The following is a 12714-nucleotide window of genomic DNA, read 5'->3' as shown; positions in this document are numbered from 1 at the left end:
CGAGTTCCTTGCGGAGCTCAGGCCGCGATGGTCAGCCAGATCAGGATCACGTTGAGCAAGCTGACCAGCACCGCGACCGCCCACCCCATGACCGTCGTGACAGGGTGGTTGGCGTCGCTTCCCATCACCTCGCGGTCACTGGTCAGCCGGATCAATGGAAGCACCGCGAACGGAATGCCGAAGGACAGGACGACCTGCGATAACACCAGCGCGCGGGTCGGGTCGAAGCCGAGCGCCAGGATCGCCACCGCGGGGCACAGGGTGACCAGGCGGCGCAGCAGCATGGGCACCGAACGATGGAGCAATCCCTGCATGATCATGGCGCCGGCGTAGGCGCCCACCGACGACGACGCCAAGCCGGATGCCAGCAGCCCGACCGCAAACAGGACCGCGATCGCCGCCCCCAGCGTGTTGTGAATCGCGGTGTAGGCGCCGTCGATGGACGCGGTTTCGTGATTACCCTGCAGGTTGATCGCGGCCACCAGCAGCATCGCCGCGTTCACCGTCCCGGCCACCGCCATGGCCAGCACGACGTCCACCCGGGTCACCCGCAGCAACCAGCGCCGCTCCTGGCCGGCCTCGGGGTGCCCGTGCCGATCCAGGACCAGGCCCGAGTGCATGTACACCGCGTGCGGCATCACGGTCGCACCGAGGATGGCCGCAGCCAGCAGCACGCTTTCGGGGCCCTGGAAACGGGGCAGCAGGCCGCCCAGGACCGCGCCGGGCGGTGGTGTGGCGACGAAGAAGCTGGCCGCAAAGCCCACGGCGATGACGAGCAGCAGACCCGTGATCACCCGCTCGAAAAGAAGCTGCCCGCGGCGGTCTTTGATCGCGAGCAGCAGCAACGAGATGGCACCGGTGATGATCCCGCCGAGTGGCAACGGCAGGCCGAACAGGATGCGCAGGGCGATCGCCCCGCCGATCACCTCGGCCACATCCGTCGCGATGGCAACGATTTCGGCTTGCGCCCAGAAGGTCAGCCGGATCGGCCGGCTCATCCGTTTGCCGATCGCCGCGGGCAGTGAGCGCCCGGTCACCAGCCCCAGCTTGGCCGACAGGTATTGAACCAGCCCCGCCATCACGTTGGCGAAGACGATGACCCACAGCAGCAGGTAGCCGAATTGCGTGCCGGAGCTGACGTTGGCCGCGACGTTGCCGGGGTCGACGTACGCGATCGCCGCGACGAACGCCGGCCCGAGCAGGTACCAGCTCCCTCTGAGCGATGCCTGGGTGCCCTGCGCCAACGTTGTCGACTCTCGTTTCAGCTGGTTTTAGCGACCGAATACGAAAGTTAGGTTAGCCGAATGTTGTGGTGACGATCAGCCCGGCAGGTAGAGCCCGCGGCCGGGGACCAAAGGTAGGTCGAGGGTCGTCACGATGCCAGGCGGGGCGGCCACCACCGCGGGAATCGCGTTGACGACCCGCATCGCGGTGGCGACCAGCCCGGCGTGATTGTGGTCGCCGGCGCGGCTGCCCAGACAGATGTCCACGGCGTAGCTGGGTTCGCCGGTGATCTCGATGCGGTAGGAGCCGCCGGGCTGGGCCGGCTGCGGCCAGTCGGGGCACAAGTCCTCGCGCAACCGGGTGACGTGTTCCAGGACGACGACGGGATCGCCGTTGACCATGCCGAACACCTCGAACCGCAGCGCCGCGGCGCTGCCCTTGGGGATGTGCCCCGAGGCGATGTCGAAGTCCTCCGGCGCCGGCACCCGGACGTAGGTCTGGGTGACCTCGTCGAGCTCGACACCCAGTCCCGCGGCCAGTTGCCGCACCACCGATCCCCAGGCCAGGCTCAGCACGCCGGGCTGCAACAGCATGGGGATCTCGTCGAGGGGTTTGCCGAACCCCATCACGTCGAACATGACCGCGGCGCTGTCGTAGGTGGCGTAGTCCACGATCTCCATGCACCGGATCTGCTGGATGTTCTGGCAGGTGCCGGCCAAGGCCATGGGCAGCAGGTCGTTGGCGAAACCCGGGTCGATGCCGTTGACGTACAGGCTCGAATTGCCCTTCCGCGCCGCATCTTCCAGTGGCGAGATGAGGTTTTCCGGGATCACCTGCCAGGGGTATTGGAGGAAGACGGGCCCGCTGCCGACGATGTTGATTCCGGCGGACAGCACGCGGCGGTAGTCCTCGAGCGCCTCGGGCAGCCGGTTGTCGGCCAGCGCGTTGTAGACCGCGCATTGCGGGCCGGTGGCCAGCACGGCGTCCAGGTCGGTGGTGGCCAGCACGCCCGTCGAATCCGTAAGCCCGGCAAGCTCGGCCGCGTCCTTCCCGGCCTTGGCTTCCGACGACACCCACACGCCGGTGAGCTCGAACGCCGGGTTGGTGATCAGCGCTTTGAGCGCGTGGACGCCGACATTGCCGGTGCCCAACTGGACGACGGGGATGGGCATGGCTGGCTCCTCGGGTCTCACAGGTCGGGGACGGGAATGTCGAGGTTGGGGAACGTGAGGCCGCCGTCGACCTCCAGCGTCTTGCCGGTCAGGAAGCTGCCGGCCGGGGATGCCAAATAGACTGCGGCAGCGGCGATGTCGACGGGGTCACCGAGCCGGCGCATCGGCGTCACCTTCTCCATCGGCGCCCGCAGCTCCTCGTTGGAGGCCACCACGTCCAGCGCGGAGGTGAGGATCGAGCCCGGTGCGATGGCGTTGACCCGAATCCGCGGGCACAGGTCCAGCGCGGACAGGCGGGTGTAATGGGACAGCGCGGCTTTGGCCGTGCCATAGGCGGCGAAGCCGCGCCCGGCCAGCCTGCCCATGGTGGACGTGATGTTGATGATGCTGCCGCCACCGGAGTGCTCCAGCATCAACGGCGCGGCCGCAACGGTGAGCGCATGCGCGGTGGCGACGTTGAACGTGAACGCGTCCTTGAGGTCCTTGGTCGACGTGGTCAGCAGGGTGTTGGGCATGGTCCCGCCGACGTTGTTGACGACGATGTCTAGTTTTCCGAAGGCCTCGACGGCCTGACCGGCCAGCTGCGCCGTCGACTCCGGATGGGCGAGGTCGGCGGCGACGGCGTGGGCGCGGCGGCCCGTGGCGCGGACCTGCTCGGCGACGGCATCCAGTTGGGATTGGGTGCGCGAGGCGATGACGACATCGGCGCCTGCCTCGGCAAACGCGACCGCGATGGCCGCGCCCAGGCCGCGGCCGCCACCGGTGATGACGGCGACCTTGTCGTCCAGTCGGAACCTGTCCAGGATCATTGCGGCCTTTCTGTTTGCGTCGTCGGCGACACGCTAGCAAACCTCGCCGGCTCCGATAATGGCATTTCTGAAACAGGTTCTAGTTTGTCATATGGGCGGGCCGATGCAAGGGGTTCGCCGATCGCAATTGCCCGAACGCTAACCTTGTTACTGTTAGCTACGTGCCTGCGAGAGATGGCGATGTTTCATCCCTACTGTTAAGGAAGTGAATTGAAACTGAACCGATTTGGCGCTGCACTGAGCATTCTGGCGAGCGGCGCGCTGGTGTTGTCCGGGTGTGGCAGCGACAACAATGCGAACGGTGGAGGTGCTTCGACCGGCGGGTCGGGCGCGTCGACCGGGAAGGTGAGTTGCGGCGGGAAGAAGACGCTGAAGGCCAGCGGCTCGACGGCCCAGGCCAACGCGATGACCCGCTTCGTCAACGCGTTTCAGCAGGCCTGCTCCGGCCAGACACTGGACTACACCGCCAACGGTTCCGGCGCCGGAATCAGCGAATTCAACGGCGGCATCACCGATCTCGGCGGCTCGGATTCGCCGCTCGCGCCCAACGAGTACACGGCCGCCCAGCAGCGCTGCGGCTCCCCGGCGTGGAACCTGCCGGTGGTGTTCGGTCCGATTGCGATCACCTACAACGTCAACGGCGTGAGTTCGCTGAGCCTGGACGGTCCGACCGTGGCGAAGATCTTCAACGGCGCCATCACCACCTGGAACGACCCGGCGATCCAGAACCTCAACGCGGGAACCACCCTGCCGTCCGAGCCGATCCACGTGGTCTTCCGCAACGATCAGTCCGGGACCACGGATAACTTCCAGCACTACCTCGACGCGGCCTCCAACGGCGCGTGGGGGAAGGGCGCCGGAAAGACCTTCAACGGCGGCGTCGGTGAGGGCGCCAAGGGCAACGACGGCACCTCGGCCGCCATCAAGGCCACCGAGGGATCGGTCACCTACAACGAGTGGTCGTTCGCCAAGGCCCAGAACCTGAACATGGCCAAGATCGTCACCTCGGCCGGCCCCGATGCCGTCGCGATCAGCACCGACTCGGTCGGCAAGACGATCGCCGGAGCCACCGTCAGCGGGCAGGGCAACGATTTGGTGCTCGACACCAACTCGTTCTACAAGCCGACCCAGGCCGGCTCGTACCCGATCGTGCTGGCGACCTACGAGATCGTGTGCTCGAAGTATCCCGATCCGCAGGTCGGTGCGGCCGTGAAGGCGTTCCTGCAGAGCACCATCGGCGCGGGCCAAAATGGATTGGCGGACAACGGTTACATCCCCATTCCGGATTCGTTCAAGTCGAAGTTGTCGGCATCGGTCAATGCGATCGGCTGATCCCGGGATGTCATGACCCGAGGAGGCATCGCCAGTTCGTCGACCCGAAATCCGCCTGGGCTGAAGGCGACTGACACGCGCAAGGCGCGCCGCGGCGACCGGCTGTTCAAGTTGGTCGCCGCGGCCGCCGGCACCACGATCGTGATCGCGATCGTGCTGATCGCGGTGTTTTTGTTGGTGCGTGCCGTCCCGTCGCTGCGGGCGAACCACGCGAACTTTTTCACCAGCGCCGAATTCAACACCACCAAGGCCACCCACCTGGAATTCGGCATCCGTGACTTGTTCATGGTCACGGTGCTGAGTTCGCTCAGCGCGCTGGTGCTGGCGGTACCGATCGCGGTCGGGATCGCGGTATTTCTCACCCAATACGCGCCCAAGCGGCTCGCGCGGCCGTTCGGTGCGATGGTCGACCTGCTGGCCGCGGTGCCGTCGATCATCTTCGGGCTGTGGGGAATTTTCGTGTTGGCGCCCGAACTCGAACCGGTTGCGACGTTTCTCAATCGCAACCTGGGCTGGTTTTTCCTGTTCAAGCAGGGCAACGTGTCCCTGGCCGGCGGTGGCACCATCTTCACCGCCAGCATCGTCTTGTCGGTGATGATCCTGCCGATCATCACGTCGGTATCGCGCGAAGTGTTCCGGCAGACCCCACAAATCCAGATGGAGGCGGCGCAGGCGCTGGGTGCCACGAAGTGGGAGGTGGTGCGCATGACCGTGCTGCCGTTCGGCCGTAGCGGCGTGATCGCGGCGTCCATGCTGGGGCTGGGCCGCGCCCTGGGCGAGACCGTGGCCGTGCTGATCATCCTGCGGTCGGCCGCCCGCGCCGGCAGCTGGTCTCTCTTCGACGGCGGCTACACGTTCGCTTCGAAGATCGCTTCCGCCGCAGCCGAATTCAGCGAACCGCTGCCCACCGGCGCCTACATCTCCGCCGGATTCGCCCTGTTCGTCCTGACGTTCATCGTCAATGCGACCGCTCGCGCGATCGCGGGCGGGAAGGTCAACACATGACCGCCTCGAGCGTCGATGCGTTCGACCTGCCGGTCAAACCGGAGCCGTTCCGTCCGTTGAGCCTGCGGCGGCGGCTCACGAACAGCGCGGCGACCACGTTCTTCGTCGCCTCGTTCGCCGTGGCCCTGGTACCGCTGATCTGGGTGCTGGGGGTTGTGGTCGCGCGCGGATGGTACGCGGTCACCCGGTCGGGCTGGTGGACCCACTCACTGCGCGGCGTGCTGCCCGAGGAGTTCGCCGGCGGCGTGTACCACGCGCTGTACGGGACCATGGTGCAGGCGGGCGTTGCCACCGTTTTGTCCGTGCCGCTGGGCCTGATGACCGCGGTGTTCTTGGTGGAATACGGGTCGGGCCGGCTGGTGCGGGTGACGACCTTCATGGTCGACGTGCTCGCCGGGGTGCCCTCGATCGTGGCGGCGCTGTTCATCTTCAGCCTCTGGATCGCCACGTTGGGCTTCCAGCAGAGCGCCTTTGCCGTGGCGCTTTCGTTGGTCTTGCTGATGTTGCCGGTGGTGGTGCGCTCCACCGAGGAAATGCTCAGGCTGGTGCCCGACGACCTGCGCGAAGCCAGCTTTGCGCTGGGCGTTTCCAAGTGGCGAACCATTGTGCGGATCGTCATCCCGATCGCGATGCCCGGCATCGTCTCCGGGGTCCTGCTCTCGGTAGCGCGCGTCATCGGCGAGACCGCGCCGGTGCTGGTGCTGGTGGGCTACAGCCGCTCCATCAACGTCGACATCTTCCACGGCAACATGGCCTCGCTGCCGCTGCTGATCTACACCGAGCTGACCAATCCCGAGCGCGCGGGCTTCCTGCGGATCTGGGGTGCCGCGCTGAGCCTGATCATCATCGTGGCGGTGATCAACCTGCTGGCCGCGTTGTTCCGCTTCCTGGCGACTCGGCGGCGCTGAGCTCTTTTCGGGGCAGGGCTAGGACTTTGAACCGGTCTTGGAGCGGGCCTTTTTGGCCGGTGCCTTTTTTGCGCTGGACTTTTTTGCGGGCGCCTTCTTTGCCGGTGCCTTCTTGGCCGATGCCTTTGCGGCCGGTGCCTTATTGGTCGGGCCGCCACCCGAGCGCGCCTTGACGCTGGCCTCCAGTTTGGCCAGCAGGTCGGAGACGTCTTCGGTCTCGTCGAGTTCCTTGGGCCGCTCTTCAGCGGTGAACGCCTCGCCGCCTTCGAGTTTGGCCTGGACCAACTCGTGCAGCTGCTCCTGGTAGTTGTCGTGGTAGCGGTCGGGGTTGAAGTCCTCGGCCATCGACTCCACCACCTGCCCGGCCATCTTGAGCTCCGCAGGCTTGATGTCGACCTTCTTGTCCAGCACCGGAAAATCGGGATCGCGAATCTCGTCGGGCCACAACAGGGTGTGGATAACCATCACGTCGCGCTTGCCAAAGTCCTTGACGCGCAACGCGGCCAGCCGGGTCTTGTTGCGCAGCGTGAAATGCACGATCGCCATCCGGTCGGTCTCGGCGAGCGTCTTGGCCAGCAGCACATAGGATTTGGATGATTTGGAATCGGGCTCGAGGAAGTAGCTGCGGTCGAACAGCATCGGGTCGACTTCCTCGGCCGGGACGAACTCGAGCACCTCGATCTCACGGCTGCGTTCTTCGGGCAGTGTCGCGATGTCGTCGTCGGTGATCACGACCATTTGACCGTCGTCGGACTCGTAGGCGCGCACGATGTCGCGGTATTCGACGACCTCGCCGTCCTTTTCACACACGCGTTGGTAGCGGATGCGGCCATGGTCCTTGGCGTGCACCTGATGGAACTTGATGTCGTGGTCCTCGGTGGCGCTGTACACCTTGACCGGGACGTTGACCAGCCCGAACGCGATCGAACCCTTCCAGATGGAGCGCATGTGCATCAGTATGCCCATACTGTTGGCCGTCTAACAGCATGCGGGGCCGCCGGGTGTTTGCTGGCTCCGCAAAACTAAGGCCGTGAGTCCGATCGATTCCGCATTGCGGCGCGGTCGGGTAGGTCGGCACCGGCTCGGCCGATCGTCAGCGCCGACGACCGGCCTGCGCGTTCCAGCGCCGCCGTCAGCGCATCGAGTCCGATCCGGCCCAGGGCGTCTCGCCGGTCGGCGCCCAACAGCCCCTGCTCCCAGAGGGTGTCGAGTAGGCCGACCATGAACGCGTCGCCCGCGCCGACGGTGTCCACCACCCGAACCGGCCGGGCGGCTACCCGGGCCTCACCGGCCGCGCACAGCGCCATCGCGCCACGTGAGCCCATCGTCACCACGACGACGGCGGGTCCCGCCGCCAACCAAGCCCGGGCGGTCCACTCCGGGTCGTGGCCGGGATCGATCCAGCGCAGGTCGTCGTCGCTGGCCTTGACGATGTCGCTGCGCTCGACGAGCTGGACGATGCGGTCGCGGGCCAGGCCCCGGTCGGCGATGAGCGACGGGCGCACATTCGGGTCGAAACTGATCGTGGCCGATACCCGATAGGCGTCGAGCAGCGCCGCGACCGCCAGGCAGCCGGGCTCGCGAACGGCCGCGATCGATCCGGTGTGCACGAGCAGCGGCGGTGCTACTTCGGGCGTGCCGGAAAGCTGCCACTGCAGGTCGAACGTGTAGGTTGCCGACCCGTCGTCGGCGATCGTCACCACGGCGGTCGGCGTGCGGTCGGCCGAGGCGCTGCCCGGAGCCAGCTGCGCGCCTGAGGATTTCACGTAATCCGCGATCCGGCGACCCCGTTCGTCGTCACCGATGTGGGTCAAGAAGTCGACGTCGCGGCCCAGCCTGGCCAGCCCGACGGCGACGTTGAGCGGGCTGCCGCCGACATGCTCGGCGCGGCCGTCGAGGGTGTCGATCAGCGCCTCGCCGATCACCAGCCCGCGCACCACGGTGTTGACGGTACCGGCGCGCCAACGCAAACAACTAAGTTGACGTTATGGGTGCGACACCGCAGGCACGGGTCAAGCTGACCAACGCCGACAAGGTGCTCTATCCCGCGACGGGCACCACCAAGGCCGATATTTTTGACTACTACACCCGCATCGCCGAGGTGATGCTGCCACACATCGCCGGGCGCGCGGCCACCCGCAAGCGGTGGCCTAACGGCGTCGAGCAGGAGTCCTTCTTCGAAAAGCAGCTGGCATCCTCGGCGCCCGACTGGCTGCCGCGGGCCAGCGTCACCCACCGGTCCGGCACGACGACGTATCCGATCATCGACAGCACCGACGGGCTGGCCTGGATCGCGCAGCAGGCGGCGCTGGAGGTCCATGTGCCGCAGTGGCGGTTCGTCGCCGAGTGGACCCGAAGCCGGGCCGAAGAACTCAAGCCCGGCCCGGCAACCCGATTGGTGTTCGATCTGGACCCCGGCGAAGGGGTGACGATGCCGCAGCTGTGCGAGGTCGCCCACGCCGTTCGGGAGCTGATCACCGGCATCGGGCTGACGCTGTTCCCGCTCACCAGCGGCAGCAAGGGGCTGCACCTCTACGCGCCGCTGGACGACCCGGTAAGCAGCAACGGCGCCACCGTGCTGGCCAAACGTGTTGCGCAGCAACTGGAACAGACGATGCCCAAACTGGTCACCGCGACCATGACCAAGAGCCTGCGGGCCGGCAAGGTGTTCCTGGACTGGAGCCAGAACAACGGGTCGAAGACCACCATCGCGCCGTATTCGCTGCGCGGGCGCGAGCACCCGACGGTTGCGGCCCCACGCACCTGGGCGGAACTGGAAGACCCCGAACTGCGGCAACTGCGCTACGACGAGGTGCTCGACCGCGTGGCCCGCGACGGGGACCTGCTGGACGCGCTGGATTCCGACGCTCCGATCAGCGATCGGCTGGCCAAATACCGCAGCATGCGGGACGCCTCGAAAACCCCCGAGCCGGTACCGGATGCAAAACCCACTGCGGGGCACGGTAATACATTCGTCATCCAGGAACACCATGCCCGCCGGCTGCACTACGATTTCCGGCTGGAGCGTGACGGCGTGCTGGTGTCGTGGGCGGTGCCTAAAAACCTGCCGGAGACTACGGCCGTCAACCACCTGGCGGTGCACACCGAGGACCACCCGCTGGAATACGGCAGCTTCGAGGGCGTCATCCCCAAGGGCGAGTACGGTGCCGGCCGGGTGGTCATCTGGGACGCCGGCACCTACGACACCGAGAAGTTCGACGAGGACGAGGTAATCGTCAACCTGCACGGCAGCCGAATCTCGGGGCGCTACGCGCTGATTCAAACCAACGGTGACCAATGGCTGGCGCACCGGATGAAGGACCAGAAGGTCTTCGAGTTCGACACGATCACCCCGATGCTCGCCTCGGAGGGTCCGGTGTCGGCCCTCAAGGCCGGTCAGTGGGCATTCGAAGGCAAGTGGGACGGCTACCGGCTGCTGGTGGAGGCCGATCACGGTACGGTGCGGGTACGGTCGCGGCGCGGCCGCGAGGTCACCAAGGAATACCCCGAATTGCGTTCACTGGCAGCCGATCTGGCCGACCATCACGCGGTACTGGACGGCGAGGCCGTCGTCCTGGACAAGCACGGGGTGCCCAGCTTCCACGCGATGCAGAACCGGGGCCGCGGCAGCCACGTGGAGTACTGGGCGTTCGACCTGCTCTACCTCGACGGCCGCTCGCTGCTGCGGGCGCGCTACTCCGACCGGCGCAAGTTGCTGGAAACCCTCGCGGGCGCAGGCGATCTGATCGTTCGCGAGCTGCTGCCCGGCGACGGGGCGGCCGCGCTCGAGCACTCGCTCGACCAGGGCTGGGAGGGCGTGGTCGCCAAGAAACGTGACTCCACCTATCAGCCGGGACGGCGTTCGGCGTCATGGATCAAGGACAAGCACTGGAACACCCAAGAAGTCGTCATCGGCGGCTGGAAGGCGGGGGAAGGGGGGCGCACCAGCGGCATCGGCTCGCTGCTGATGGGCATCCCGGGCGGCGGCGGGCTGCGCTTCGCGGGGCGGGTGGGCACCGGCTTCACCGAACGCGACCTCGCGAGCCTGAAGAAGACGCTGGCGCCGCTGCACACCGAGCAGTCCCCGTTCGACCCGCCACTGCCCAGGAGCGAGGCGCGGGGCGTGACGTACGTCGAGCCGGTCCTGGTCGGCGAGGTGCGCTACAGCGAATGGACCCCGGATGAGCGCCTGCGCCAATCGAGTTGGCGTGGATTGCGGCCGGACAAGAAACCCAGTGAGGTGGTACGCGAATGAGATGGGTGACCTACCGAGACTCGTCGGCCGGCGAACGCACCGGAGTGCTGTCCGATGACTCCATCCACGCGACGCCTCCGGGCGTAACGCTGCTCGAACTGATCGCCCGCGGCGCCGACGGGCTGCGGGCGGCCGGCGAGGACGCATTGCGTGCGCCGGCGTCGGTCGCGCGACTCGACGAGGTGACGCTGCTCGCGCCGATTCCGCGCCCGCCGTCGATTCGCGACTCGCTGTGCTTCCTGGATCACATGCGCAACTGCCAGGCGGCGCTGGGCGCCGGCCGCGCGCTCGCCGACACCTGGTACCGCATCCCTGCCTTCTACTTCGCCTGCCCGGCAACGGTTTTGGGTCCCTACGAGGATGCCCCATCCGCGCCCGGGAGCGCCTGGCAGGACTTCGAATTGGAGATCGCGGCGGTCATCGGCGCCACCGGCCGGGACCTGACCGTCGAGCAGGCCGAAGCCGCCATCATCGGCTACACCATTTTCAACGACTGGTCCGCGCGCGACCTGCAGCAGCTGGAGAGCCAACTCGCGATCGGGCAGGGCAAGGGCAAGGACAGCGGGGTCACGCTGGGCCCGTACCTGGTCACCCCCGACGAGCTCGAGCCCTACTGCCGCGACGGCCGGCTCGACCTGCGGGTGACCGCCCTGGTGAACGACCGCGTAATCGGTTCCGGATCGACCGCCCAGATGGACTGGACCTTCGGTGAGGTCATCTCGTATGTCTCGCGCGGCGTGACGCTGGCGCCCGGCGACGTCATCGGCTCCGGGACCGTGCCGACCTGCACGCTCGTCGAGCACCTCAATCCCGCCGCGTTGGAATCATTTCCGGGCTGGCTGCGCGACGGCGACGTCGTCACGCTGCAAGTCGAGGGCCTCGGGGAGACCCGGCAAACCGTGCGCGCCAGCGCCGCCCCGCACCCGTTGCCCGCGCGACCCAACCCGGACGCCGCCCCCGCCCCGGCCCGGGTCAACCGGGCGCCGGCGCAGGTGCCCTACACCCGCGGCCTGCACGAGGTCGCCGACCGGGTATGGGCGTGGACCCTGCCCGACGGCGGCTACGGATGGAGCAACGCCGGGCTGATCGCCGGCGACGGCGCCTCGCTGCTCGTGGACACCCTGTTCGACCTGGCGCTGACCCGCGAAATGCTGGCGGCGATGCGGCCCATCACCTCGTCCGCGCCGATCACCGACGCGCTGATCACCCATTCCAACGGCGACCACACCCACGGCAACCAACTGCTCGACGCGTCGGTGCGCATCCTCGCCGCCCGGGGCACCGCCGACGAGATCGCGCACGGGATGGCGCCCGAGATGCTGGCCATGGCGCAGACCGCCAACCTGGGTCCGGTCGCGACCCCGTACACGCGGGATCGCTTCGGGCACTTCGACTTCAGTGGCATCACCCTGCGCAACGCCGACCAGACCTTCGAGCGCGACCTCACGGTCGAGGTTGGTGGGCGGCGCATCGACCTGCTGAACCTGGGCCCCGCCCACACCGCCGCGGACTCGGTGGTGCACGTGCCCGACGCGGGCGTCCTGTTCGGCGGCGACCTGCTGTTCATCGGTTGCACCCCGATCGTGTGGGCCGGCCCCATCGGCAACTGGATCGCGGCGTGCGACGCGATGATCGCGCTGGACGCCCCCACCGTGGTCCCCGGCCACGGCCCGGTCACCGACCCGGACGGGATCCGCGCGGTGCGCAGCTATCTCGCACACGTCGCCGAGCAGGCCGAGGCCGCCCACCGCAGGGGACTGTCGTGGGCCGAGGCCGCCGACACCATCGACCTCGGCGAGTACGCGACGTGGCTGGACGCCGAGCGCGTCGTCGTCAACGTCTACCAGCGTTACCGCGAACTCGACCCCGACACACCGCAATTGGAAGTCATGGCGCTGCTGGTGATGCAGGCCGAGTGGCTGGCCAAACACTCTCCATGACCGCGAAAGTGCAACTGGCAACGCGTTTCCGGGCTGTTGCGAAATTGACGGTTAGGCGGAGCGGGTTGC

At 67.3% G+C, this 12714-nt stretch carries 10 protein-coding genes; 5 read left to right on the top strand and 5 right to left on the bottom strand.

The genetic code is table 11. The annotated features are described in order from the left end of the window. Positions 1-17: 17 nt before the first annotated feature. The 3 genes from AC5Y43_RS08835 to AC5Y43_RS08825 form a co-directional block, all read right to left on the bottom strand. Positions 18-1244 (bottom strand): Nramp family divalent metal transporter, encoded by a 1227-nt coding sequence (locus AC5Y43_RS08835; RefSeq protein WP_499971582.1) that lies wholly within the window; start codon positions 1242-1244, stop codon positions 18-20. Positions 1245-1319: 75 nt separating this feature from the next. Then, positions 1320-2396 (bottom strand): NAD(P)H-dependent amine dehydrogenase family protein, encoded by a 1077-nt coding sequence (locus tag AC5Y43_RS08830; RefSeq protein ID WP_499971580.1) that lies wholly within the window; start codon positions 2394-2396, stop codon positions 1320-1322. Positions 2397-2413: 17 nt separating this feature from the next. Then, positions 2414-3205 carry an SDR family oxidoreductase gene (locus tag AC5Y43_RS08825; RefSeq protein ID WP_499971579.1) on the bottom strand — a complete coding sequence of 264 codons (792 nt, stop codon included), beginning with the start codon at positions 3203-3205 and terminating at the stop codon, positions 2414-2416. 210 nt (positions 3206-3415) lie between these two features. Here AC5Y43_RS08825 and pstS point away from each other — a divergent pair, with 210 nt between their 5' ends. The 3 genes from pstS to pstA are packed head-to-tail and all read left to right on the top strand — an operon-like array spanning position 3416 to position 6450. Next, the gene (gene pstS / locus AC5Y43_RS08820) at positions 3416-4537 is read left to right on the top strand and encodes a phosphate ABC transporter substrate-binding protein PstS (protein WP_499971577.1); all 1122 of its coding nucleotides are present in this window, start codon (positions 3416-3418) and stop codon (positions 4535-4537) included. A 12-nt stretch (positions 4538-4549) separates the two neighbouring features. Further along, entirely contained in the window at positions 4550-5542 is a 993-nt protein-coding gene (pstC, locus tag AC5Y43_RS08815) for a phosphate ABC transporter permease subunit PstC (protein WP_499971574.1), read from the top strand. Further along, positions 5539-6450: a phosphate ABC transporter permease PstA gene (gene pstA / locus AC5Y43_RS08810; protein WP_499971572.1), complete on the top strand. Its 912-nt coding sequence runs from the start codon at positions 5539-5541 to the stop codon at positions 6448-6450. The genes pstC and pstA overlap by 4 nt, the downstream gene beginning before the upstream one ends. Before the next feature lie 18 nt (positions 6451-6468). Here pstA and ku read toward each other — a convergent pair whose 3' ends face one another. Together ku and AC5Y43_RS08800 are read right to left on the bottom strand one after the other, a co-directional pair. After that, complete coding sequence (ku, locus tag AC5Y43_RS08805) at positions 6469-7398, bottom strand: non-homologous end joining protein Ku (RefSeq protein ID WP_499971570.1); 930 nt, start codon at positions 7396-7398, stop codon at positions 6469-6471. A 74-nt stretch (positions 7399-7472) separates the two neighbouring features. Next, positions 7473-8390 carry a carbohydrate kinase family protein gene (locus AC5Y43_RS08800; protein ID WP_499972193.1) on the bottom strand — a complete coding sequence of 306 codons (918 nt, stop codon included), beginning with the start codon at positions 8388-8390 and terminating at the stop codon, positions 7473-7475. 47 nt (positions 8391-8437) lie between these two features. On the opposite strand from AC5Y43_RS08800, the gene AC5Y43_RS08795 reads away from it, so the two are divergent. Next, positions 8438-10705, top strand: coding sequence for an ATP-dependent DNA ligase (locus tag AC5Y43_RS08795; protein ID WP_499971568.1), 2268 nt, complete (start codon positions 8438-8440; stop codon positions 10703-10705). Continuing rightward, complete coding sequence (locus tag AC5Y43_RS08790; protein ID WP_499971566.1) at positions 10702-12645, top strand: fumarylacetoacetate hydrolase family protein; 1944 nt, start codon at positions 10702-10704, stop codon at positions 12643-12645. The genes AC5Y43_RS08795 and AC5Y43_RS08790 overlap by 4 nt, the downstream gene beginning before the upstream one ends. The last annotated feature ends 69 nt before the right edge of the window (positions 12646-12714 follow it).

The organism is Mycobacterium sp. NGS57 (assembly GCF_059812405.1).
The sequence above is the reverse complement of the archived record's forward strand: the minus strand, read 5'-3'. Positions and strand labels throughout refer to the sequence as shown.

Coding starts and splice junctions, on each gene's coding strand:
- AC5Y43_RS08825 (WP_499971579.1), bottom strand. CDS start 3,205: ATGATCCTGGACAGGTTCCGACTGGACGACAAGGTCGCCGTCATCACC.
- AC5Y43_RS08830 (WP_499971580.1), bottom strand. CDS start 2,396: ATGCCCATCCCCGTCGTCCAGTTGGGCACCGGCAATGTCGGCGTCCAC.
- pstC (WP_499971574.1), top strand. CDS start 4,550: ATGACCCGAGGAGGCATCGCCAGTTCGTCGACCCGAAATCCGCCTGGG.
- AC5Y43_RS08795 (WP_499971568.1), top strand. CDS start 8,438: ATGGGTGCGACACCGCAGGCACGGGTCAAGCTGACCAACGCCGACAAG.
- AC5Y43_RS08790 (WP_499971566.1), top strand. CDS start 10,702: ATGAGATGGGTGACCTACCGAGACTCGTCGGCCGGCGAACGCACCGGA.
- pstA (WP_499971572.1), top strand. CDS start 5,539: ATGACCGCCTCGAGCGTCGATGCGTTCGACCTGCCGGTCAAACCGGAG.
- ku (WP_499971570.1), bottom strand. CDS start 7,398: ATGCGCTCCATCTGGAAGGGTTCGATCGCGTTCGGGCTGGTCAACGTC.